Genomic DNA, 19,936 nt, shown 5'->3' with positions numbered 1-19,936 from the left:
AGACCTGTGCTTCTACTCTTTGACATGATGGACACGCTGCTCGATGATCCCTTTTTTCGCGCCGTGCACAGGCTGATGGACGATGCTCAGCTGCGTAGATGGGCCCGTCTGCGCAATGCACAGGCCTTTCTCGATTTCGAGGCAGGATTGATCGGTGAGGCCCGCTATTATCGCGAATTCTTTCAGCCCGATGCCGACATAGCGGGGCTACCGACTCCGCAGAGGCTGAAAAAAGAGATGATGAAAGAGGTGAGCTGGCTGCCTGGTATTCCCGAGTTGTTGCGTCGCATCCGGCAACCGATGGGGCTGGCCTCGAATTATTCGCTCTGGTATCGTGATATCTTCCAGAAGCGTCGAGATTTACCGCAGTTCTTTGATTATTTTTTCTTTTCGTGTGAGATCGGCCACCGCAAGCCCGAATTGGCCTTCTTTCAGACGGCGCACGAAGCCCTGATAGAGCGGCGAGTAAACCATCAGAGCGAGATCATCTTCTTTGATGATAGAGAAGAAAACTTAATCGAACCGGCGACACTTGGCTGGCATACGGTTCTAATAAAGAAGGACCGTGCCGCACAGATCATCGAAGAGGCTCTGCGCGAACACGGCTTGCTTTGAAAGCCGTCTCAATAGCGGCTTCTCATAGATCGATTTCGCAGAAATCGATCTATGAGGCTTGAATCAGGCAATCGTGATGTCTTTATTCAGATACACGTCCTGAATGGCCTGAAGCAGTGCTGCGCCTTCATTCATCGGACGCTGGAAGGCCTTACGGCCCGAGATCAGACCCATACCGCCGGCACGTTTGTTGATTACGGCGGTGCGGACGGCCTCGGCAAGGTCGCCGGCTCCTTTCGATTCGCCCCCTGAATTGATGAGTCCGGCGCGACCGGCATAGTTATTCAGCACCTGATAGCGGCAGAGGTCGATCGGATGATCGCTTGAAAGGTCTGTATAAACCTTATCATGCGTCTTACCGAACTTGATGGCCTTGTATCCGCCGTTATTCGTCGGTAGCTTCTGTTTGATGATGTCGGCCTCGATCGTTACGCCAAGATGATTCGCCTGTCCTGTCAGGTCGGCGCTTGTGTGATAGTCTTTATCGGCCTTGAAGGCGTTGTTGCGCAGATAGCACCAGAGGATCGTCGCCATGCCGAGCTCGTGGGCCCTTGCGAAGGCCTCGCTGATTTCCTGAATCTGACGGTCGGCCTCTTCGGAACCGAAGTAGATGGTTGCACCGACGGCGACGGCGCCGAGATTCCAGGACTCTTCTACCTGAGCAAAAAGAATCTGGTCATATTTACTCGGATAGGTGATGAAGTTGTTGTGATTGATCTTGACGATAAAGGGAATCTTATGCGCGTATTTGCGAGCTACACTGCCAAGAACGCCGAACGTTGAGGCCACGGCGTTACATCCGCCTTCGATGGCGAGCTTTACGATGTTCTCGGGATCGAAATAGATCGGGTTCGGAGCGAAAGAAGCGCCGCCGGAATGTTCGATACCCTGGTCAACGGGCAGAATAGAGACGTACCCGGTGCCGGCCAGGCGTCCGTTGTTGTGAATGGCGGCCAGCGAGCGCAGCGTTTGCGGATTGCGATCTGAATAGGCCCATACCCGATCCAGAAAATCGGGCGAAGGAAGATGCAGCATCTCCTTATTCACTTTAGCTTTATGGTTCAGAAGGTCGTCGGCATCGGAGCCAAGCAGTTCTCTGATCTTTGATGTATCCATGGAATTCTCCTTGTATTTCAGTTATGCAGTTCGATACTCATGCATGGGCTTCTGTGACGTCCCCGCGCTTTGAAGAGGCGCAAAAACGCCAGGCGGCTCATCGGCGAGATGAGCAACAGGGCTGAATTCTATCAGAGAAAAGGCCGTTCGTAAAGCAAAAATCGAGATCAATCGAGCAGGGCGTCGGCCGTAATACCTTCGTTGAGCTTCTTCGGGAAGATGCGAATCTCGATTTCGTCGTTCATGCCGTTTTTCAGCTTTTCTTCGACTGGCAGAACCTTTGAGCGCAGAACGAGAAAGAGTGTATCGCCCGTATCGAGTACGCCTCGCGACTCGATAAGTTGATTCCCCAGGCCGCTTGTTTCGCTTACCTCAGAAAACTTGAGTCCGCTCAATCCGTAGTCCTCGCTGATGGCCTTGAAAAACGATTCCATCCGATCCGAAGTATCGAAGCGGTGCAGGATCATGATGGCAGCTTTGCCTTCGGGATTAAAAAAAACCTGGAGAGTGTAAGGTTCCGGAGCCGGGCCTTCTTCTCCCATCACCGGCAGTTTACGCAGCTCTTCGGGAACGGCGGCCGGGAAAAAGAAGACGATCCGATCATCGGACTGTTCGAGCTTCTGCCATCCGCTTTTCTGGAAAAAGGATTCAGTCGTGACTCTATCGGCTTCAAAGGGAAGCTCTTTCAGGGCGATACGTTCGACAGGTCCCTTGCCTTCAGACTTGCAGGCAAGGAGCAGGAAGGCGGTAGTGAGGCTCAGCAGGTAAGTAGTAAAGCGGGTCATGCGTATCATGCGATTAGACTTATTATGTCGCCTGAGTATGCAAGCAAAAATTTAGCGTTTCGATGCTTCCGCTCCGGTACAGAAGCCTCCTCTATTTTCCATAAAAATGTGCTGATTCAGAAAAACGATTGCCAGGGAAAGGGCACTATGTGACATAATCTGCACAATTTCGCATTACGGCATATACTTATGAAATACGATAAAATCAGAGGAAGCAGCATCGCCGAGATGATGATGCAGCTACGCAGCCAGTACGGTCAATCGGTCTACATTATCCAGACTCGTGAGATCAAACAGGGCGGCCTGTTCGGATCAGACCTGCTGGCGAAAAAACAGTATGAAATCGAATACATGGTGAGCGAGGGCGATGCTCCGTATGGCAAAGCAAAGCCGCAACGCCCGGCAGGCCGCACCGTCCTTGAGCGCTCCTTGCCGACATTGTCCGAGCGACGAGGCGAGGGGGGATCGGGCGTTCAGGCAGGTGCCGTCAGGCCGAGTACTGTTGTGGCTGCGGCACGGAGTGAGCCCGAGGCGACAAAGAGTCGAGAGGCGCGTCGGGACATTTTATCCTCATCTGCATCAGGGACTGGTTCGACGTCTGGTTCGACGTCTGGTTCGACAATGGAGACGAATCTGAATGACCTCGATGCGCTGATTGATTCCTTAAAGGCGCTGAAGACGCGTACCGTTGAAACCAGGCCTTCCAGAGATCCGTATCAAGAGCCTGTAAAGGAGACTCCTGTCGCCCCTGCCGATACTGTTTCGCCGATCCTGACTTCGCCGGTGCGTCCGGCTCGAGCTCCCCTGAATGACGTGATGGAAGCGCCTACCAGAGAAGAGCTTGAGGCGTTGTTTCGCGTCGATGCAGAAGAGGAACCTGAGCCGATTGCTGTACGCCCGACCGGCGGGGAGCGGCATCAGGACCGCAATCCGCTGGCGCGCATTCGGGATCGCCTGATCGAGAATCAGGGCTCCGTTGCCTTTGTGGATCGGTTTTTACAGCGCCTGGAGCGTTCCCTTTCAGAGGAAGACCGACTGCATCCAAACCGTGTGCGCAGCCGATCCATCGAGAAGATGAAAGATATGATCCGCGTGACGCCCGTCATCGAGCGGGAGCATGGCGAGCGAAAGATCGTCTTTTTTGTCGGTCCGAACGGCTCGGGCAAGACGACGAGCCTTGCCAAGCTTGCCTATCGCTACCAGCTCGAAGAAGCGCCCGCTATCAGTCTGTACAGCCTTGACCTGCATCGTGTGGCCGCCACCGAGCAGCTGAAAACCTACGCCGCCGTTCTGCAAGTTCCGTTCTTTTCGCCGCTTTTCGAGTCGGATTTTCGAGAGTATCTGGATCGCGATGGCTCGCAGCTCATCTTTGTCGATACGTCGGGCATGGGCCTTCGTAATGCCGATCGGCGGGATGAGCTTGTGCGCTTTATCGAATGTGTGAAGGACTCCGTTGAAGTGCATCTTGTGCTTCCCGTGTCCATCTCGCCGTCGCTGACCGAAAAATATCTGGAATTCTTTGAGCCCACGGGATTCGAAAAAATCCTTCTCACACGACTCGACGAAGCGGATTTTCTCGCTAATTTCATTGAAGTTGCCGATAAATGGAAGAGACCTTTCTCGTTTCTGAATAACAGTCCGGAGGTTTCAAGCCCGCTCATGAATGCGGGGCCGGAAGATCTGGCGAGGATGGTGCTCGGATTGAACAGTTGAATTATTTTAGCTGAGAGGGGCTTATGTACTATCTGGAACAGGCAGCGGGATTACGTCTTGCGAATGCCGGTCGTCTTTTACAGAGTAGTTCCCTTCTCATGGAACAAACGATGGATCTTTCCGAAAGCACCGAAACAACAACAGGCCGCGAAATCCAGGCAGCTCCCAGAGACGAAACTCGCGTCATCGCCATCACGTCGGGAAAGGGCGGGGTGGGCAAGACGACGGTTTCGGTCAACCTTGCCATCAGCATGGCGCGTATGGGCAAAAAGGTTTTGCTCATGGACGGGGATCTCGGCCTCGCCAATGTCAACGTTCTCCTGGGTATCATTCCCGAGCACAATATCTACGAAGTCATTAAAGGTAAAAAGCGCATTCAGGACGTCATCCTGCGCACAAACTACGGCATTGATCTGCTGGCCGGAGCAAGCGGCATCACCCAGCTCGCAAACCTCAACGATGAGCAGCGCGAGAATTTTCTGCGCGGCCTTGAAGAGCTGAAAGGCTATGACATCCTGATCATTGATACAGGTGCCGGAGTGGGCGCTAACGTCGTCGGCCTTGTCAAGCCGGCCGACGAGGTGCTCATCGTCACGACGCCCGAGCCGACATCCATTACCGACGCCTACGGCATGATCAAAAGCATCGTCGTGAACCGGCAGGATAAACGTATCAAGCTTCTTGTGAATCGGGTGGATTCGGCCGTTGAAGCGAAACGAGTGGCCGACCGATTGATCAGCATCTCTTCGCAATTCCTGAAGGCCGAAGTAGAGAGCCTTGGATTTATCTTTGAAGAAGAGATCGTTCAAAAGAGCATTCGTAATCAAAGGCCTTACGTCGTCGTTTATCCGGGCTCAAAAAGCTCGGCCTGCGTGCAGCACATCGCAATGCGTCTTCTCAACGTCGATACCGACGATGCTGAGAATGCAGGCATCGGCAACTTCTTCACGAAGCTGGCTCACTTTTTCGGCGGTGAAACGAAGAAAGAGACTTCGGGCTGATGATTCCCCTGCCGGCAAAATTTGCGATCGCATTTGCCTTTCCCGGCCTGCTTGTTTCGGCCGTCTTTGCCCTTCTGTCGGGAAACCGATGGGAGCATAACCTCTCTGTCGTGCTGTTCTGTACCCTGCTTTCGGGCGTTCTTGGCGCCGTAGTGTATGCGGTGCTCAAGGCAAAAGTCCCTGAATTCTTTGAAATATTCGAGGGAATGGCCGGTTTTTCATTGAGCGGTTCTCGAAGTTCTGCGTCTGATTTCTCAGAGGATGAGCTGAACGACTATGCGGCCGAAACGGATTCTGAGGCAGACAGACAGGCGGCCGATGCCCTTGCCGCCGCGGCGGACGGCAATTCGAAACACTTCGGCGACCATATTCTTGTCGATAAAGTCAAGATTAAAAACGAGCCCCGCCTGATGGCTCAGGCCATTCGCACCCTGCTTGCAAAAGATGATTGATCAAAATGGGAGCTTCCCATAATATGATCAGAGGCCGCCGGCACATGTCGAGAGTTTTTGAAAAATATAAAGATGAAGATGAGCTGAAGCTCTGGCGGAAGTACCTGAAAGGGAAGGATCAGGAGATCCGGGAGTATTTCACGATCAAATACGCCCCCCTTGTCAAATACGTGGCCGGCAAGGTGGCCATTGGCATGCCCCATAACGTCGAATTCGACGATCTGGTCAGCTATGGCTCTTTTGGCCTGCTTGACGCAATAGAAAAATTTGATCCGAATCGGGACATCAAGTTCAAAACCTATGCTATGACTCGAATTCGTGGCGCCATATTTGATGAGCTGCGAAGCATCGACTGGATTCCGAGATCGATTCGGCAGAAGGCACGACAGATCGAAGAGGTCATCTCAGTTCTCGAAAACCGCCTCGGCCATACGGTCGAAGACGAGGATATTGCCCGGGAAATGGGCATCTCCACCGACGAACTGCAGACGCTGCTGACGCAGATCTCGGGCACCAGCATCGTTTCGCTGAACGACGTATGGTTCATGGGCGACGATAACGATCAGGTATCGTTCATTGATACCATTGAAAGCCCCGAGAATCTCAATCCCGACAACCTGATCGAGCGAGAAGAGATCAAAAGCGTCATCGTCGAGGCCATCAAACAGCTTCCCGACAAAGAGAAAAAGGTCATTGTACTCTATTATTATGAAGATCTGACCCTGAAAGAGATCGGCGAGGTGCTCGAAGTAACCGAAAGCCGTATCTCGCAGCTGCACACGAAGGCCATCATGCGCCTGCGGGGCAAGCTCATCCGCATGAAAAACGCTCTCAAGAAGTAAGGCTCCCAGAACCGCTCTTTCAGCCGATGATTCGCCTGTTGTGGGAGGCTCAACGAACGGCAACGCGACCTTTTTTCTGAGGAAGGGAGGCATTGCCCTGTCCGTGCACCGCTCTGTCGACCCTAATGCAGATCCCCTCTTTCTCCGATACTCTGAGCAAGAGGATCTGTATGGAAATCAACACCAGGATTAAGGAGCTGCATGATGCGGTAACGGCTGTTCGACCTGAAAACCGGTCACATTCGGAGCATCATGAATCGGCCGACAGACAGTATTCGAACGTGCCCGATACGCCCGAGAACCGACATCGTATCGATCGGGCGATTCGAGCGCTGGATATCTTCAACCCGAACCATCCGAATACGAGATTTCGTTATTCGGTGCATTCCGATACCGGCAGCATTCAGGTAGAACTCTACAACTATCTGACCGGTGAGGTGATGCAGAAGATTCCTTCAAACAAGCTGCTCGATTATGCAGCCCGTATACAGGAACTGTCGGGATTGTTGCTTGAAGAGCATGCCTGAAAGCGGCATGCTCGCTTTTTCTTTTCCCGCCTGAAAAAAGAAAAGGCCCCCGAAGGAGCCTTTCCGTAGAATCGTTTCGCTCGAATTATTTCGAGTAGAATTCAATGATCCTTGCAATGTTGATACGATCGGCGGTCGGAATATCGCCGGCATGTGTCATGCCCAGGTATTTGCCCGAGATGCCATCTTCCTGCACTTCCAGATACGGAACAGGATTCGTCGCATTCTGACGACCTTCCATTGCCAGCTTGATGCGATCAAGCGCCTTCGATTCCGGTGCAACACCGATTACCTGGCCGGCCTTCACCTGATAGGACGGAATGTCCATACGACGTCCGTCGATGGTAACATGGCCGTGCGTGATCAGCTGACGGGCGTCAAATACGGAACGGGCAAGGCCCAGACGATAGACGAGCGTCATCAGGCGGGTTTCAAGCAGCATCAGGAAGTTGTCGGATTTGTTGCCGTGCATGCGCGATGCTTTTTCAAAAGTACGATAGAACTGCTTTTCCATCATGCCGTAGGTAAGACGCAGTTTCTGCTTTTCGAGCAGCTGCTCGCCATACGGAGACTTCTTCTTACGACGTGAGTCGGGGCGATGTCCCGGAGGGAAGGGACGCTTGATCGAAGGGCATTTCGGGTCGTTATAGAGGCAGTAGCCTGCAGAACGACAGATCTTGTGACGTGGTTTACGAATCGTAGCCAATGTTTACTCCGCGGCCGTCTGAATTTTGGAATTACGGTATTTCAGCCGGTTAATCCGGCCCGCAACTCCAGATTTTTCGAGCTTTTTCGTGTGAAAAGCAAAAAAAGGGACAGTCGGGTATCGGGTCGTTCCCGAGCCGCTCTTCGTGGTCTGACCGACAGCCACACGGTCGGTGAAGAAAAAGGCAAGAGTTCAACCGCTGAGGATCGGACGGTTAATCTCACTACTCTTCTTGCATGAGGCCGCGGTTCTGTAATGCGATTGTGAGTTCGTTTACGAAGCCCCGGCTGTCGGTCTCCATACGGCGAGAGGCGATCTTAAGCACGTCGCCCAGGAACTTGTAAACCCTGCCCGGTTCGTCATCGCTGGCAATGACGCGGGCTGCCGAAAGCCGCACGACGTCGTACTCGGCGCGATCAAGCGCTCTGTGAAAATCGCGTTCGACGTTCTGTTCCATGAGATTCTGCATGCGGTCGGCGATGGTGTCGGGCTTGAACTGACGCATGAGATTTTGCACAAATGATTCCGTGTGTAGATCGACGGAAGGCAAAATCATCTCTACGGTAACGGAATACTCGTCGGCCGAGGCCTCTGAAACGGGAATCAGGCGACCCAGCTCGGGGCGATACAGATAGCGGATCGGCTTGCTCAGCCGTACCGTTACCTTTTTTCGTTCGGGTTCTTTCCGCTGTCGTGATTCGTTCATTGGTTTCATTGGACCCGCCGGCACGGCGGGATTCGGTGTTTCAGGTCAGGCTCGGTCTTTACTCTATCTTTTCATAAAAAGAAGCAGGCCATTCGATACTCGTCAATCGCAAAAAGCCAGATGCCTGCGGGTCAGAGAGTGAAAGGGTTCGCCGAACTCCTGACGGAGCAGTGTCCCGGCATGCGCGGCCAGAAGCGTCTTGCTCAGTGTTGCGCCCGAGTACGTTGTCGAGCGTAGTTGAAACGGACCGGCCACACTCTGAAGAGCTGCGGCCCCTGCCAGTTGCTCGGCCTCCTGTAAACGTGCCAGCGCCGATCGGTTCGCATGGCGCTGTCTGTCGGTCAGTTGAACATGGTATTGCTCTGCCGTATCAAGCCGGTTCTGGCGCATGCTATGAAAGAGGTCGTATCCCGTTCCACGAACGTAAAACTGATTCTGGCGGGGTTTGAATCCCACGCCGGCCATGAGCAGACGTGATCCAGCATGGCGGGCGGTGAGGGCGACGGCATAGCCGAGCACGTTTCTGTAAGGATTGGCAAAGGGCGTGCCGAGAGCAAGATGAGCGGTAAGGATCTGATCGGGCGGAAAGAGAGTAGGCACAAAATAAACCGGGAATCCGGCCTGCTCAGCAAAGGCAGATCCGGCCATCCAGGATAAGACCGGGGGCAGGGGGATGCCGCGAAGTCTTGCCGTTTCTCGTAAGAGCGCAAAGTGATACGAAGTGCCCGACCCGCTATCGACGCTGAGCACAAGATCGACAGGCCATCCGGCATGCAGGACGGCAGCGGCCGCCGTATCGGCAGCAAGCACGATCGGTTGTTCCTGCGATGCGGCAAACTGCTCTCTGTAGCGGTTCAGGTCTTCGAGAAGAGAGGGGCCGGCGCCGCAGAAAAGAAAGGTCGACGGTGCCGGTGAAAAGCCTTCAAAGAAATGGAGCTCTCTCTGATTCAATCGGATGCTGTAATTACGCAGCCACTGGCGCAAGAAATGAGCGGTCGTGCGGTCATCAACGCCCGGTCGTCTCTGTGCGCTTTCTGGCTTTATGCCATATTCTCGGTGAAAACGGTTCAGCTCCGGGAACATGCGGCGATAGGCCGGATGCACGATAACGGCATCATACTGTGTGAGGTCGATATCGGAACCGACAGTAGAAAGCGTGGTGCGTTCCGTATAGAGTCGTCGTAGCTGTAGCAGCGGTTCGTAAAGCGTTACGGGAAAAGCGGCGAGTCTGTCGAAGAGCGCACCGGCACCGATCAGCAGAATACGGGCGTTTACGGGGATGGCCTTCAGGGTGGAAAGGAAGCGTTCAAACTCTTTCTCGCTTCCTTTCAGAGAATGAAGAGGTCTGTCTCGAATCCAGAGATTCGCAGGAAGCCCGACGGGCGGCTCAAGCCGCACCGGTTCGTCGAGCTCGGGCAGGATCAATCGTCGTCGTCTCCGTCGTCGAGATCTTCGTCTTCGTCGGCTGCATCATCATCGCCGGAATCCGAATCGGACTCGGAATCTGACTCAGAGGCGTCTTCGGCAACCTCGTCGGCACCGCCTTCCATACGCTCATCAATGATCTCGCCGATCTCGTCGAGATCGTCTTCGGAGTCTGCAAGGACCGGAGCCGATGCCGGAGAGCCCCGAAAAAGCGCCTCGGCCGAGTCGCGATGCGTGTTGATCTGTAGCTCGGCTTCGAGTTTTTCGCGCTGTTCATCAGAGATGAAGTCAAACTGGACTACGTCCCGTGACAGCGCCATCATGGCCTGTACGGCAGCCTTGCGAGTTCCCCATTTTGGAGGAAGATCAAGCATATGAGCGTTGTCGACTACCTCGAAGGCAGCAACGGCAGCGGCATATTTGTTCTGAGCGGTGATTTTCAGTAATTCGGAGATCTGGAATTCGCCGGATTCGCGGGCCATGTCCACGTCCTGTGAAAAGGGATAAACAACCATGGAACGGAATGCCCCTTCTGTGTCAAGATCAATCAACGAAGTGGCTGGTGGGAAGGTTACTAAATGGTGGCCTGTATCGAGTCATTTTTTAAAATACTCGACAGACGGCGGGGTTCTTATATCCTTCTGAGTTATGACGATCGCAGAGCAACTGTTAAATTCCATCCAGGATTTGCCAGAGGAGCTGCAAAAGCAGGTTCTTGATTATTCTGAGTATCTGAAGACAAGGACGATTCAAGAGGAACGGATCGCGTGGTCGAATCTTTCCCTCGAATCGGCTATGAGGGGCATGGAAGGCGAGGATTCTGATTATTCCATGGCTGATATCCGGGAGGCGTTTCATGATCGGTGAGGCCCAGGTCGTACTGATCAAGTTTCCTCACACGGATGCGGGTAAAGGGAAACTGCGACCTGCGCTCGTATTGAAAAGACTACCCGGCATTTACGATGACTGGCTGGTATGCATGATATCAACACAGTTGCGTCAATTCGAACCTGAATTGGACGAAAGCATCTCTCCAACCGATGGCGATTTCGAAGAATCCGGCTTACATTCAGAGAGCATAATTAGAACAGGGAGGCTTGCAGTAGTCGAAGCAAGCCGCTTGATTGGAAGGATCGGCAGAATCTCAGATAACCGCTATGAGCGAGTTCAGTCTAAGTTAATTAAATGGCTTTCGTAGATGTACTGTTCAATGAAAAGCCATTCAATCAACTCGATAAGTTGGTGAAATCCTGAGTATCGCCGTTTTCAGCCGCCCCGACTCGAGAACGACAGTTGCTGGCCCGTCAAAATTCAGTGCGGTTGCGATTCGAGCCAGCGTTCCGCTTCAAGGGCGGCCATACATCCCGTGCCGGCGGCGCTGATGGCCTGTCTGTAGACCTTGTCCTGCACGTCGCCGGCGGCAAAGACGCCCTCGACGCTGGTGCGCGTCGTACCGGGAACCGTCTTAATATAACCCTGTTCGTCGAGATCGAGCTGCCCGACGAACGGATCCGTATTCGGTTTATGGCCGATGGCATAGAAGAGGCCGTTTGCCGGTAGTTCTTTCACCTCGCCCGATACGACGTCTTTGATAACGACCGATTTCAACAGATTGCCGTCGCCCTTCGTTTCGACGGGAATGTGGTTCCACACCATCTCGATCTTCGGATGGTTCACCGTGCGCTCGGCCATGATACGAGAGGCGCGCAGTTTATCGCGGCGATGAACGAGATAGACCTTCGACGCATACTTCGTTAAATACGTGGCCTCTTCGCAGGCGGAGTCGCCGCCACCGATGACGACGAGCGGATTGTTGCGGAAGAGCGGCAGGGCTCCGTCGCAGACGGCGCAGGCCGAGATACCCTTCTGCCAGTAGGTCTCCTCGCCAGGCAGTTGCATACGTTTTGCCGTCGCTCCCGTGGCGATGATGATGGAACGTGCGAGAAGAGGTTCGGCATCTTCGGCTCCGTCGCGCCAGACGCGGAATGGTCGCTGGCTGAAATCTACTTTAGAAATGGTTTCGGTGTGGATGATGGTGCCGAATCTCTCGGATTGCTCGCGCATTTTGATCATGAGCTCCGGACCCGAGATGCCTTCGGGAAAACCGGGGAAGTTCTCGACTTCCGTCGTCGTCGTTAGCTGTCCGCCGGCGGCCACTCCGCCAGCCATAAACCCTTCGAACATGATGGGAGCAAGGTCAGCACGAGCGGCATAGATGGCAGCGGTATGACCGGCCGGTCCGCTGCCGATGATGATAACGTTCTCAACTTTAGACATGAGTGCAGTATAATCACATCCCCCCTCTGGCGTCTATGTAGAAATCACGGAGGTCCATGTGATTTTGCGCCGACTGAGCTCAAGCGACGAAGCGAATGCTCACCCGTCTCTACGTTTAATTTGCTCGACAGGCGATGCGAGCGATCGGGAACGTAGCTATGGCAACATCAAAGAAGAAGGCTTCAAAGAAGGCTTCGAAAAAAGCTGCAAAGAAGACTGCAAAGAAATCAGTGAAGAAAGCTGCAAAGAAATCCGCAAAAAAGGCCGCCCGCAAGGCCGTAAAGAAATCCACAACGAAAGTGGCGAAGAAGGCAAGCAAAAAGGCTATTAAGAAATCCGTAAAGAAGGCGGCTGCGAATGGAACGAAAGGCACAGCGCCGAAAACCGCGAAAGCTCCGTCGACGATCGTTGTAAAAGAAGGTACGGTCATCGCTGATCGACTCGTTCTTGTGCGTGACGGGATGGTTTCGCTGAGTTCGCTTGTGGGCGAGAAGGGGCTCGTTCTGTATTTTTATCCTAAAGATGCGACGCCGGGATGCACACAGGAGGCCTGCGACTTTCGCGATGCTCAGGCAGGACTGAGCGGACTGGGATATTCCGTAGTCGGCGTATCGCCCGACTCCTCCGACTCGCATCAAAAGTTTGCCATGAAGCAGTCGTTAAATTTTCCGCTGATCAGCGATGCAGATCACAGCCTGTGTGGCGATTTCGGAGTCTGGGGTGAGAAGCAGCTGTACGGACGCAGCTTCATGGGAGTCATCCGATCTACCTTTATCCTTGATCGGGAGCTGCGTATTCGAAAGGTGTTCTCTCCGGTTCGTGTTGCCGGTCATGCAGGCGAAGTCGAACAGGCGATACGCTCTGTATAACGAGTTTGCGACAAAACTATCAGCGAGTAAACGATGAATTCAAGTACCTCTCCTTTGAAAAAAAAGCAGCGCAAGGCCGTTGATCCGACATTTACGCCTCCTCCCTTTGACCTTCACTTTGACGGTGAGGCCGTTCCTTCCGTGCTTCCCGTGTTCTCTGATTATTCAGATGAAGAATGGAAGAAGCTGGTCGGCGGCGTCAAGAAGACCGAGTTCTTTAAAGGCCGACCCGGCGAACTTCTGCCGTCGGGAGCTACCATCCTTCTCGGTCTGGGCGAACGGGCCCGATTTCATCCGGATACCCTTGTGGCAGCCTTTCGCGCTCTGGGCGCACAGCTTCTGTCCATCCGACCGGCCGTCGTTGGAATTCAGCTGCCGGCCACACTGTTCTCGGTTGCAAAGGAATACGGAGCACTCGCTGAGAATGCGCCTGACCCGTTTCGTCAACCGCATGTAAAAGGCAGGGAGCGCAAGGTTCCCGACTATCTACAACCCTTCACCGAAAGCGACGTGATCTTTCAGGCCGTCTATGCCGTGTTCCTGGGCGGAAGCACGACGGCCATCTTGAAGACGGAGCGGGACAGCGACGCCACAAACGGATCAAACGGCAGCAAAAAAGGAAAGCGCGTACGCATCATACTGTCTGCCGAAGGGGTTAACTCCACGGACTTGAAAAAGGCCGCACACGAAGGGGCGCTTGTCGGCGAGCTGGCCGCCTCTTCGCGCCATATAGCGGCGCTTCCCGGGAATTTTCTCAATCCCGAGCAATACGAACAGTTTGCCCGTGGCTTCGTTAAGCAGTATGGACTGAAACTCAAGGTCATCAAAGGAAGCGACCTCGAGAAACAGGGATTCGGAGGCGTTATCGCCGTCGGTAAAGGATCTGAGATCCCGCCTCGCGTGCTTGTCGTCGAGTATACGGGAAGTCGCCGAAGTCATCCGATCGTTCTGGTGGGCAAGGGGATCACCTTTGATACGGGCGGCATCTCGCTCAAGCCGCCCGCCGACATGCATGAGATGAAATACGACATGAGCGGATCGGCCCTTGTTCTTCATGCCGTCGCTCTGGCCGCGAAGAAGAAGCTCAAAACCTCCGTAACCGCTCTGATAGGTCTGGCCGAGAATATGCCCGACGGCCGCGCCATCAAGCCGGGCGACGTGTACACGGCGTATAACGGTTTAACGGTAGAGGTCCAGAATACCGATGCCGAAGGCCGCCTCGTGCTCGGCGACCTGCTGGCCATGGCCTGCAAGCAGTATCATCCGGCGGTGCTTCTTGATTTTGCCACGTTAACAGGGGCCTGCGTCATCGCCCTCGGTAACGATGCGACGGCCTTCATGACCGGTTCAGAGGGGCTGGCATCAGAGGTCGACGCCGCCTGCCGACGCAGTCTTGAGCGGGGCTGGCGTCTGCCGCACTGGTCTATCTACGACGAGGGTCTTAAATCAGATGTGGCCGACGTTCGTAATATTGCCGGTCGAGCCGCAGGAACGGTTACGGCGATGCGATTCCTTTCCCGTTTTGTCGATGCGAACATTCCCTGGGCGCATCTGGACATTGCGGGTACGGCCTATAAAAGCTCGGGGCCTGAGTATGCCCGCGGGCCTTCGGGTTGGGGATTGCGGTTTATGCGGAATTTCTTCGAGCGGATGGACGAGCGTCCCTGATCGGGGCAAAGGCAAAGCGAAGAGAAGCGGCCGCCCGAAGACCGGGCGGCTGACGGGCCGGAGCCCTGAAATCAATCCAGAAGGTTGTTCAGACTGTCGAGCAGCTGGTCAACGGGAACACCGTAACCCATGCATACCTGCTCGATGGTCTCCAGCTCGTTGATGGAGCAGTGTGAACAGCCGCCAAGATGATAACTGGAGAAAACCAGCCCTGCTTCTGGATGCGTTTGCATCGCCTCGCCTACGCTCATGTCGGCGCTAAACTGGCGTTTTTCCTGGGTCATTTCAGACATTGTCTTGGTCTCCGTACAGAATACTCCGTCCAGTATAGCGAGAAAGCGGGGGGCGGTCAACTACGAAGCGCACCGGATGCGGGATTTCGTCGTTGCCTGACAGGGGCTTATCGCGCAGGGTGGTCGAATCCGGCCTGACCGGGTTTCTCTGGGCAGGCCTTATCATCTCTTTCGGAGTTTCAGAATGAACCGACTCTTATTTCCGTGTATTCTAATAGGGATTCTCCTGTTTGCCTCGTGCAGCACAACGACGCTTTCCCGACGTTATAACGGAGTGCAGGGACAGCAGGAAGCCGTTCCCATCGGTATGCAAAAGACCTCGCGTATCGGCGTTTATCTGTTCGTCAGTGTGTATCCCGTTTACTTCGATGCGGGGCTCGATGCCACGATGGACGAATTCACGAAAAAGGCCCGACAGAATCGCGGACGGAAGGTCGTCATTGTGCAAACCGATGAAACCTACTGGTGGGCCATCCTTCCTCCGATCAGTTTTTTTATCACTCCTGTAACGACATCGGTGTACGGCGAGGTATATTGAACAGTGATGCCTCTTTTTCGTAATACCGGCTCGCTTGCCCGGAAGGCGACCTTGCTTTTCGGGCTGGCTGTTCTCTGGGGGCCCGTTATGGGTCTTTCGGCTCTTCCGCTAACGACGATTCAGCGGCGAAGTCTGAACCAGGGAGACGTCCTGACCCATCTACAGAGGCACGAAAAGGGGGGAACCATAACGGTAATCGGTTGGATTGAGGCCCCTCCGGCACAGGTGTGGAAGGCGCTTGCTGATACGTCGTTTCAAAAGGCGATCTATCCTTCCGTTATAAGCAGTGCCGTCGAACGTGTCGGATCGGACGGATCTGAAGTACAAAGGGCCGTTTTTGATTTTCCCTGGCCGTTTGATGACCGCTGGTCATTGCATCGAGCCGTGAAGTCGCCCTCCACGTGCACGCTCTCCTGGGAACGGGTAGACGGAACCTTAACGGGAAATTCCGGAAGTTGGACTCTCTACCAGTCAGAGGATGGAAAAAGCACACTGCTTTATTACAGGGTTTTCTTTGATCCGGGCCTGCCACTTGTTCCTGAGTCTCTAATTCAATACGGCATGAGGAAGGAGGCCCCCGGCATCGTTACGCATCTGCGTCGTTTCCTGACTAATCCTACAGCAGAATTTCGGGCCACGCCATCTGAAATGAATGGAAGCTGTGCGGTAGAGAGAAAAATCTGACATTGATGGAAACAATCCTCTTCGACCGCCAGACGATTCTTACTCTCAAGGCCGTGCTTTTCCTGGCCCGGCACTATGAAGAGAACCGCTACTACAAGGTGAAGGAGATGTCAGAGGCGCTGGGCGTTTCTCGCAGCTACCTGGCGAGGATTATCCAGTCACTTGTGAAAAACAAGATTCTGCGATCGAGCACCGGTCCCACCGGCGGTTTTTATATTCCAGAAGAAAATATGGATCTTACGGTGAACGACGTCATCGCATTCACCGGATACGATCGCCATCTTGATCGATGTGTGATGGAGTGGCCCGGATGCAGCGACGACAAACCGTGTCCGCTGCATCATGGCTGGGTGCGATTTAAAGACGGCATCCGCCGCGACATGGCTCGCATGACGGTGCGCCAGGCAGCCAAGCTACTGTACGACCGGCTCGAAGCTAAGTGATCGCGTTTCTCTCGTCGTCGCCTCGTCCATCGGATCATCGAAGTTGAACTGATAGGTCACCCAGCGGTTTTCAGCCTTGTAGAAAACGAAGGTAAAGCGCAAAGGCTGGCGATCGTACTTCACAAGATACGAAATGACCCTGATGGTATCGGCAAACTGTCGGTCCTGAATCAGAACCTGCCCGTGCTCCTTGCCAAGCATCTCTTCAAGCTTTCCCACTTTTTCTTTCAGGGCGCCCACAGAGTCCTGTCTTTCGTAAATATTAGGGTTGTTCGAGAAGATATAGTCGACGGCCTGCGCCGGCCCGCGGCTACGAAAAAGATCAAAGAAGATCGCCACCATCTGCTCGGGCTTCTTGCCTTTTATCGTCGTTTCGGCGGGTTTTTCTGCCTTTTCTGTTTTTCGTTTTTCTGGAGCTGCCAGAAGCCCCGTGCTCATTGCGAGAAGCAGTATGGTGATAGTCGTGGGTTTCATTCTTTTTTCCTTACGGTTAAAACTCGTCGTTCACAGAGTTGGTTATACCGGATGGGCCTGCCTGTAGGTTCCGATTACGCTGCGTACGGTAGCAACGTCGATTTTCATGCGTTCGGCGATCAGTTCGGGCTCCCACTTATGATTCACATAGAGGGAGAGGATGCCTTCTTTCTTCCATTCCTCAAGTCCGGCGGCCTTTTTGCGATCGGCAGGTTTCGGCTCTGTTCTGGATTCTGTCGTTGCCGACGCTCTATCGGCATCATGCAGCATCTGGTCGACGGTCTCGTAGAAGGCCGAGAGGCGATCCATCTTTTCGCCCGCCTCTGAGAGCAGGGATTCGAGTTCGCCGCGCATGTAGTCGCTCTGTTTGGCGATCTCGCCTATCTTCTTCGACATCGTGGCGATCTGATCCTGTTTCTGTTCGAGGTCGGTTAACAGGGTTTCCATCTGTTCGAAGCGCGCCTCGACCTTCTGGAATTCGCGGTCCATATGCTGCAGGCCGGCGACGCGTTTTTCAAGCGCCTCTACCTCTTTTTTAGCCGAATCTCTGCGCAGGTCGATCCTTTCGAGCTGATCGAGGAATCCTTTAGCCATTGTCGCCGAATCGGCGGCCTCTTTCTTCGATTTCTCGACGGCGTTCAGCGTCGTTTCGAAATACTTGCGACGATCAGCCAGATCACGGAAGAACGATTCAAAGCTCTTGCGATATTCGTCGAATTTGAGCATGCGTTCTTCGATTCGTTCAAGAACGCGGTCGGCCCCTTCAACTGTAGCGAAACGGGCTTCCAGCTCCTGGATCTGTCCTGTTAACGAGGCGAAGCGATCTTCGGCTCCGTCGAGCAGAATGCGTCGTTCGGTCAGGTATCCGACCTCTTTCTCGAGCTTCTGTCTGATCTCTTTCAGGCTTTCGAGCTTGCTGAAGAAGGCGTCCATCTCGGATCGTTCGGATCGCGCCTCGTTCATGCGAGCCGTGAGCGCCGTCACGGCCTCGTCGAGGCGCAGCGCCAGCGTTTCGGCCGTATCGACGAGCGCGAGCTTTTCTTCAAACTTGCGCATGCGTCCCTGGTCTTCGTGAATCTCTTTAAGAATAGCGTCACGTAGATCGCGGCCCTTTTCGGTCTCGTTGATCACCTCGGCGCGGATGCCGGCGAACTCGTCCCTTGCTTTAGAGAGTTCACGCTCCATGTGTTCGATCGATCGACGGATCGTGTCGGAGGTACGGCGTTCCAGCTCTTCGACCTGGATCTGTCCGCGATCGACAAGCATGGTCAGCTGTCTTGAGATCTTCTCGTCGATCGTCGTATTAAGGCGACCGAGCTTCTGATCCTGCTCTTCCATGAATTTAGAGGCGCGACGTTCGAGCTCTTCGACGAGATCGGATTGCTTCTCGGTGATCTCGGTTTTTGCCTTCTCTGAAAATTCTTCGATCTTCTGACGGGCCCGGCCCACCTCGCGAATCTGATCTTCGAGGCTATCGATGCGATCTTCGAGCTCTTCTTTGATGCGAATAAAGCTCTCGCGAGTTTTCAGAAGATCTTCATGATCGCCGGTCATCTTCGCCTGGATCTCGCTTCGCAGATTTTCAACATGCGTACTCAGGCTATCGCGCAGACGTTCGCCGGCCGTGGCGATGCCGCCGATGATGTTCTCGTAGTCGGATTGCAGCTGCGCTTCGATCTGAGCGCTTTTCTCTTTGCGCAGGCGCTCGATCTCATCGTTCATCTCATCAAGCGAGGAACGCATCTCTTCGCTGCGAGCCTTGAATGTCATGTCGTAGTTATTCGCAAGCTCTTCGAATTTTTCGTTCAGGCCGGATTTTCCGTCGTCGATCAATTTCGTGAGGCGGTTCTCGGCGTTCAGGAATTTTGCCTGAAAGCCCTCGATCTGATCGACGAGTCCGGTCGCCATACGCCGCGTGTCGTTGATGATCTCGTCGCGCGAAGCGATCGTTTCCAGGCTGAAGTTGTCGAGCTCGTTGCGGATGCGGGCGATCTCTTCTTTCATCGACTTCACAGCCGTTTCGCGCACCTGTCCCAGTCCGGACTCCATGCCGTGGATGCGTTCCTGAAAACGGCGCTCCAGATCATTAAAGCGCTCTTCAAGTCTTACGTTCTCAAGAGAGACGCGCTCTTCAAGCTGATCCTGAAGGCCGGCGACACGCTCATGAACGAGATCGACCTGATGCATCTCTTCATCAAGGCCGCGCGAGATCGTCTCCTGACGTCCATGCAGGTCGCGAAGAATCTGGTTTTCTTTTTCGACGAATTCCCTTGTTTTATCGCGCGCCTCGGCGATGATCTGATTGAGGATCTCTTCAAGCCGCTCGCGCACCTCTTCTCCGCGCAGATGCAGGTTTTCAGAGAGGTCGGCCGTGCGTTTCTCCAGATTCTCGATGACCGTGCGTGTGCGGCCGACGCGCTCAAGGCCTGCTTCCAGAAGATGAACCTGTTTATTCACCTCAGAGGCCTCTTCAGCGATACGGCGGATCTCGGATTGAACGCGGTCGATGATGCGGCTGTCTTCTTTGAGGATCTCGATCTGCTCGCGATTCTCGTCAAGCAGGGCCGTCATCTCTTCCCGTGCAGAGCGAGCCTGACGGACCTTCATCTCGAAATCGATCGTCGCATCGTCGATCGCTCTGATCCTTTCGTCGGCCACCTTCTCAAGCTGAAGGTGCTGTAACTCGCTCTGACGGCGAATCTGGCGGATCTCGCTGCGATCCATATACCGTACGACAAAGGCGACGGCAACGGAGCCGAGGAAGCTCAGAAGGATCAGGGTGTAGATCATGGTATCCTCACA

23 protein-coding genes are annotated in these 19,936 nt (G+C 54.1%); 13 read left to right on the top strand and 10 right to left on the bottom strand.

Features of this window, described 5'->3' with window-relative positions; genetic code table 11:
* Nucleotides 1–6 precede the first annotated feature (6 nt).
* Nucleotides 7–615, top strand: coding sequence for an HAD family hydrolase (locus LEPIL_RS01550; protein ID WP_002769275.1), 609 nt, complete (start codon nt 7–9; stop codon nt 613–615).
* Nucleotides 616–678: 63 nt separating this feature from the next.
* Here the strand turns inward: LEPIL_RS01550 and LEPIL_RS01545 are convergent, their stop codons facing one another.
* Nucleotides 679–1,731 (bottom strand): class I fructose-bisphosphate aldolase, encoded by a 1,053-nt coding sequence (locus tag LEPIL_RS01545; RefSeq protein WP_002769273.1) that lies wholly within the window; start codon nt 1,729–1,731, stop codon nt 679–681.
* A 167-nt stretch (nt 1,732–1,898) separates the two neighbouring features.
* Nucleotides 1,899–2,525, bottom strand: a complete 627-nt coding sequence (locus LEPIL_RS01540; protein ID WP_002769271.1) for a hypothetical protein — start codon at nt 2,523–2,525, stop codon at nt 1,899–1,901.
* Nucleotides 2,526–2,705: 180 nt separating this feature from the next.
* Here LEPIL_RS01540 and LEPIL_RS01535 point away from each other — a divergent pair, with 180 nt between their 5' ends.
* From LEPIL_RS01535 to LEPIL_RS01515, 5 genes are all read left to right on the top strand, one after another.
* Nucleotides 2,706–4,229, top strand: a complete 1,524-nt coding sequence (locus LEPIL_RS01535; RefSeq protein ID WP_002769269.1) for a GTP-binding signal recognition particle SRP54 G- domain-containing protein — start codon at nt 2,706–2,708, stop codon at nt 4,227–4,229.
* A 98-nt stretch (nt 4,230–4,327) separates the two neighbouring features.
* Nucleotides 4,328–5,230: a MinD/ParA family protein gene (locus LEPIL_RS01530; protein WP_040919290.1), complete on the top strand. Its 903-nt coding sequence runs from the start codon at nt 4,328–4,330 to the stop codon at nt 5,228–5,230.
* Nucleotides 5,230–5,682, top strand: coding sequence for a hypothetical protein (locus LEPIL_RS01525; protein ID WP_002769265.1), 453 nt, complete (start codon nt 5,230–5,232; stop codon nt 5,680–5,682). Before LEPIL_RS01530 ends, LEPIL_RS01525 begins: the two co-directional genes overlap by 1 nt.
* A 44-nt stretch (nt 5,683–5,726) precedes the next feature.
* Nucleotides 5,727–6,524 (top strand): RNA polymerase sigma factor WhiG, encoded by a 798-nt coding sequence (gene whiG, locus LEPIL_RS01520; protein WP_002769263.1) that lies wholly within the window; start codon nt 5,727–5,729, stop codon nt 6,522–6,524.
* 170 nt (nt 6,525–6,694) lie between these two features.
* Entirely contained in the window at nt 6,695–7,051 is a 357-nt protein-coding gene (locus LEPIL_RS01515; protein WP_002769261.1) for a flagellar protein FlaG, read from the top strand.
* Between the two features lie 85 nt (nt 7,052–7,136).
* Here the strand turns inward: LEPIL_RS01515 and rpsD are convergent, their stop codons facing one another.
* The 4 genes from rpsD to LEPIL_RS01495 all read right to left on the bottom strand — a co-directional run bounded on the left by rpsD (nt 7,137) and on the right by LEPIL_RS01495 (nt 10,403).
* Nucleotides 7,137–7,757: a 30S ribosomal protein S4 gene (gene rpsD, locus LEPIL_RS01510; protein ID WP_002769259.1), complete on the bottom strand. Its 621-nt coding sequence runs from the start codon at nt 7,755–7,757 to the stop codon at nt 7,137–7,139.
* A gap of 223 nt (nt 7,758–7,980) precedes the next feature.
* Nucleotides 7,981–8,472 carry a hypothetical protein gene (locus tag LEPIL_RS01505; protein ID WP_002769257.1) on the bottom strand — a complete coding sequence of 164 codons (492 nt, stop codon included), beginning with the start codon at nt 8,470–8,472 and terminating at the stop codon, nt 7,981–7,983.
* 93 nt (nt 8,473–8,565) lie between these two features.
* Complete coding sequence (locus tag LEPIL_RS01500; protein WP_002769255.1) at nt 8,566–9,888, bottom strand: hypothetical protein; 1,323 nt, start codon at nt 9,886–9,888, stop codon at nt 8,566–8,568.
* The gene (locus LEPIL_RS01495) at nt 9,885–10,403 is read right to left on the bottom strand and encodes a hypothetical protein (protein WP_002769253.1); all 519 of its coding nucleotides are present in this window, start codon (nt 10,401–10,403) and stop codon (nt 9,885–9,887) included. Before LEPIL_RS01495 ends, LEPIL_RS01500 begins: the two co-directional genes overlap by 4 nt.
* Nucleotides 10,404–10,536: 133 nt before the next feature.
* Between LEPIL_RS01495 and LEPIL_RS01490 the strand changes: the two genes are divergently transcribed.
* Together LEPIL_RS01490 and LEPIL_RS01485 are read left to right on the top strand one after the other, a co-directional pair.
* Entirely contained in the window at nt 10,537–10,755 is a 219-nt protein-coding gene (locus LEPIL_RS01490) for a DUF2281 domain-containing protein (RefSeq protein ID WP_002769251.1), read from the top strand.
* The gene (locus LEPIL_RS01485; protein ID WP_002769249.1) at nt 10,745–11,086 is read left to right on the top strand and encodes a type II toxin-antitoxin system PemK/MazF family toxin; all 342 of its coding nucleotides are present in this window, start codon (nt 10,745–10,747) and stop codon (nt 11,084–11,086) included. The genes LEPIL_RS01490 and LEPIL_RS01485 overlap by 11 nt, the downstream gene beginning before the upstream one ends.
* 113 nt (nt 11,087–11,199) lie before the next feature.
* Here the strand turns inward: LEPIL_RS01485 and trxB are convergent, their stop codons facing one another.
* Nucleotides 11,200–12,165 carry a thioredoxin-disulfide reductase gene (gene trxB / locus LEPIL_RS01480; RefSeq protein WP_002769248.1) on the bottom strand — a complete coding sequence of 322 codons (966 nt, stop codon included), beginning with the start codon at nt 12,163–12,165 and terminating at the stop codon, nt 11,200–11,202.
* A 158-nt stretch (nt 12,166–12,323) separates the two neighbouring features.
* On the opposite strand from trxB, the gene LEPIL_RS23865 reads away from it, so the two are divergent.
* Together LEPIL_RS23865 and LEPIL_RS21430 are read left to right on the top strand one after the other, a co-directional pair.
* Nucleotides 12,324–13,034 carry a peroxiredoxin gene (locus tag LEPIL_RS23865; RefSeq protein WP_002769246.1) on the top strand — a complete coding sequence of 237 codons (711 nt, stop codon included), beginning with the start codon at nt 12,324–12,326 and terminating at the stop codon, nt 13,032–13,034.
* Between the two features lie 33 nt (nt 13,035–13,067).
* On the top strand, nt 13,068–14,702 hold the full coding sequence (locus tag LEPIL_RS21430) for a leucyl aminopeptidase family protein (RefSeq protein WP_002769244.1): 1,635 nt from the start codon (nt 13,068–13,070) through the stop codon (nt 14,700–14,702).
* Nucleotides 14,703–14,773: 71 nt separating this feature from the next.
* Here the strand turns inward: LEPIL_RS21430 and LEPIL_RS01465 are convergent, their stop codons facing one another.
* The gene (locus LEPIL_RS01465; RefSeq protein WP_425435245.1) at nt 14,774–14,986 is read right to left on the bottom strand and encodes a DUF1858 domain-containing protein; all 213 of its coding nucleotides are present in this window, start codon (nt 14,984–14,986) and stop codon (nt 14,774–14,776) included.
* A gap of 193 nt (nt 14,987–15,179) precedes the next feature.
* Here LEPIL_RS01465 and LEPIL_RS01460 point away from each other — a divergent pair, with 193 nt between their 5' ends.
* Genes LEPIL_RS01460 through LEPIL_RS01450 form a run of 3 tightly spaced genes read left to right on the top strand, consistent with a single transcriptional unit; the run spans nt 15,180 to nt 16,660 of the window.
* A complete protein-coding gene (locus LEPIL_RS01460) occupies nt 15,180–15,533 on the top strand; it encodes a hypothetical protein (RefSeq protein WP_002769240.1) in 354 nt (117 codons plus the stop codon).
* Between the two features lie 6 nt (nt 15,534–15,539).
* Nucleotides 15,540–16,217: an SRPBCC family protein gene (locus LEPIL_RS01455; protein ID WP_002769238.1), complete on the top strand. Its 678-nt coding sequence runs from the start codon at nt 15,540–15,542 to the stop codon at nt 16,215–16,217.
* Between the two features lie 5 nt (nt 16,218–16,222).
* A complete protein-coding gene (locus LEPIL_RS01450) occupies nt 16,223–16,660 on the top strand; it encodes an RrF2 family transcriptional regulator (RefSeq protein ID WP_002769236.1) in 438 nt (145 codons plus the stop codon).
* Here LEPIL_RS01450 and LEPIL_RS01445 read toward each other — a convergent pair.
* Nucleotides 16,631–17,134 carry a hypothetical protein gene (locus LEPIL_RS01445; protein ID WP_002769235.1) on the bottom strand — a complete coding sequence of 168 codons (504 nt, stop codon included), beginning with the start codon at nt 17,132–17,134 and terminating at the stop codon, nt 16,631–16,633. The two genes, LEPIL_RS01450 and LEPIL_RS01445, sit on opposite strands and share 30 nt — an antisense overlap.
* A 42-nt stretch (nt 17,135–17,176) precedes the next feature.
* The gene (locus LEPIL_RS01440) at nt 17,177–19,924 is read right to left on the bottom strand and encodes an LA_3659 family protein (protein WP_002769234.1); all 2,748 of its coding nucleotides are present in this window, start codon (nt 19,922–19,924) and stop codon (nt 17,177–17,179) included.
* Nucleotides 19,925–19,936 lie beyond the last annotated feature (12 nt).

The organism is Leptonema illini DSM 21528 (assembly GCF_000243335.1).
Lineage (GTDB): Bacteria > Spirochaetota > Leptospiria > Leptospirales > Leptonemataceae > Leptonema > Leptonema illini.
Note: the sequence above shows the minus strand (reverse complement) of the source record. Positions and strands in the feature narration are given on the sequence as shown.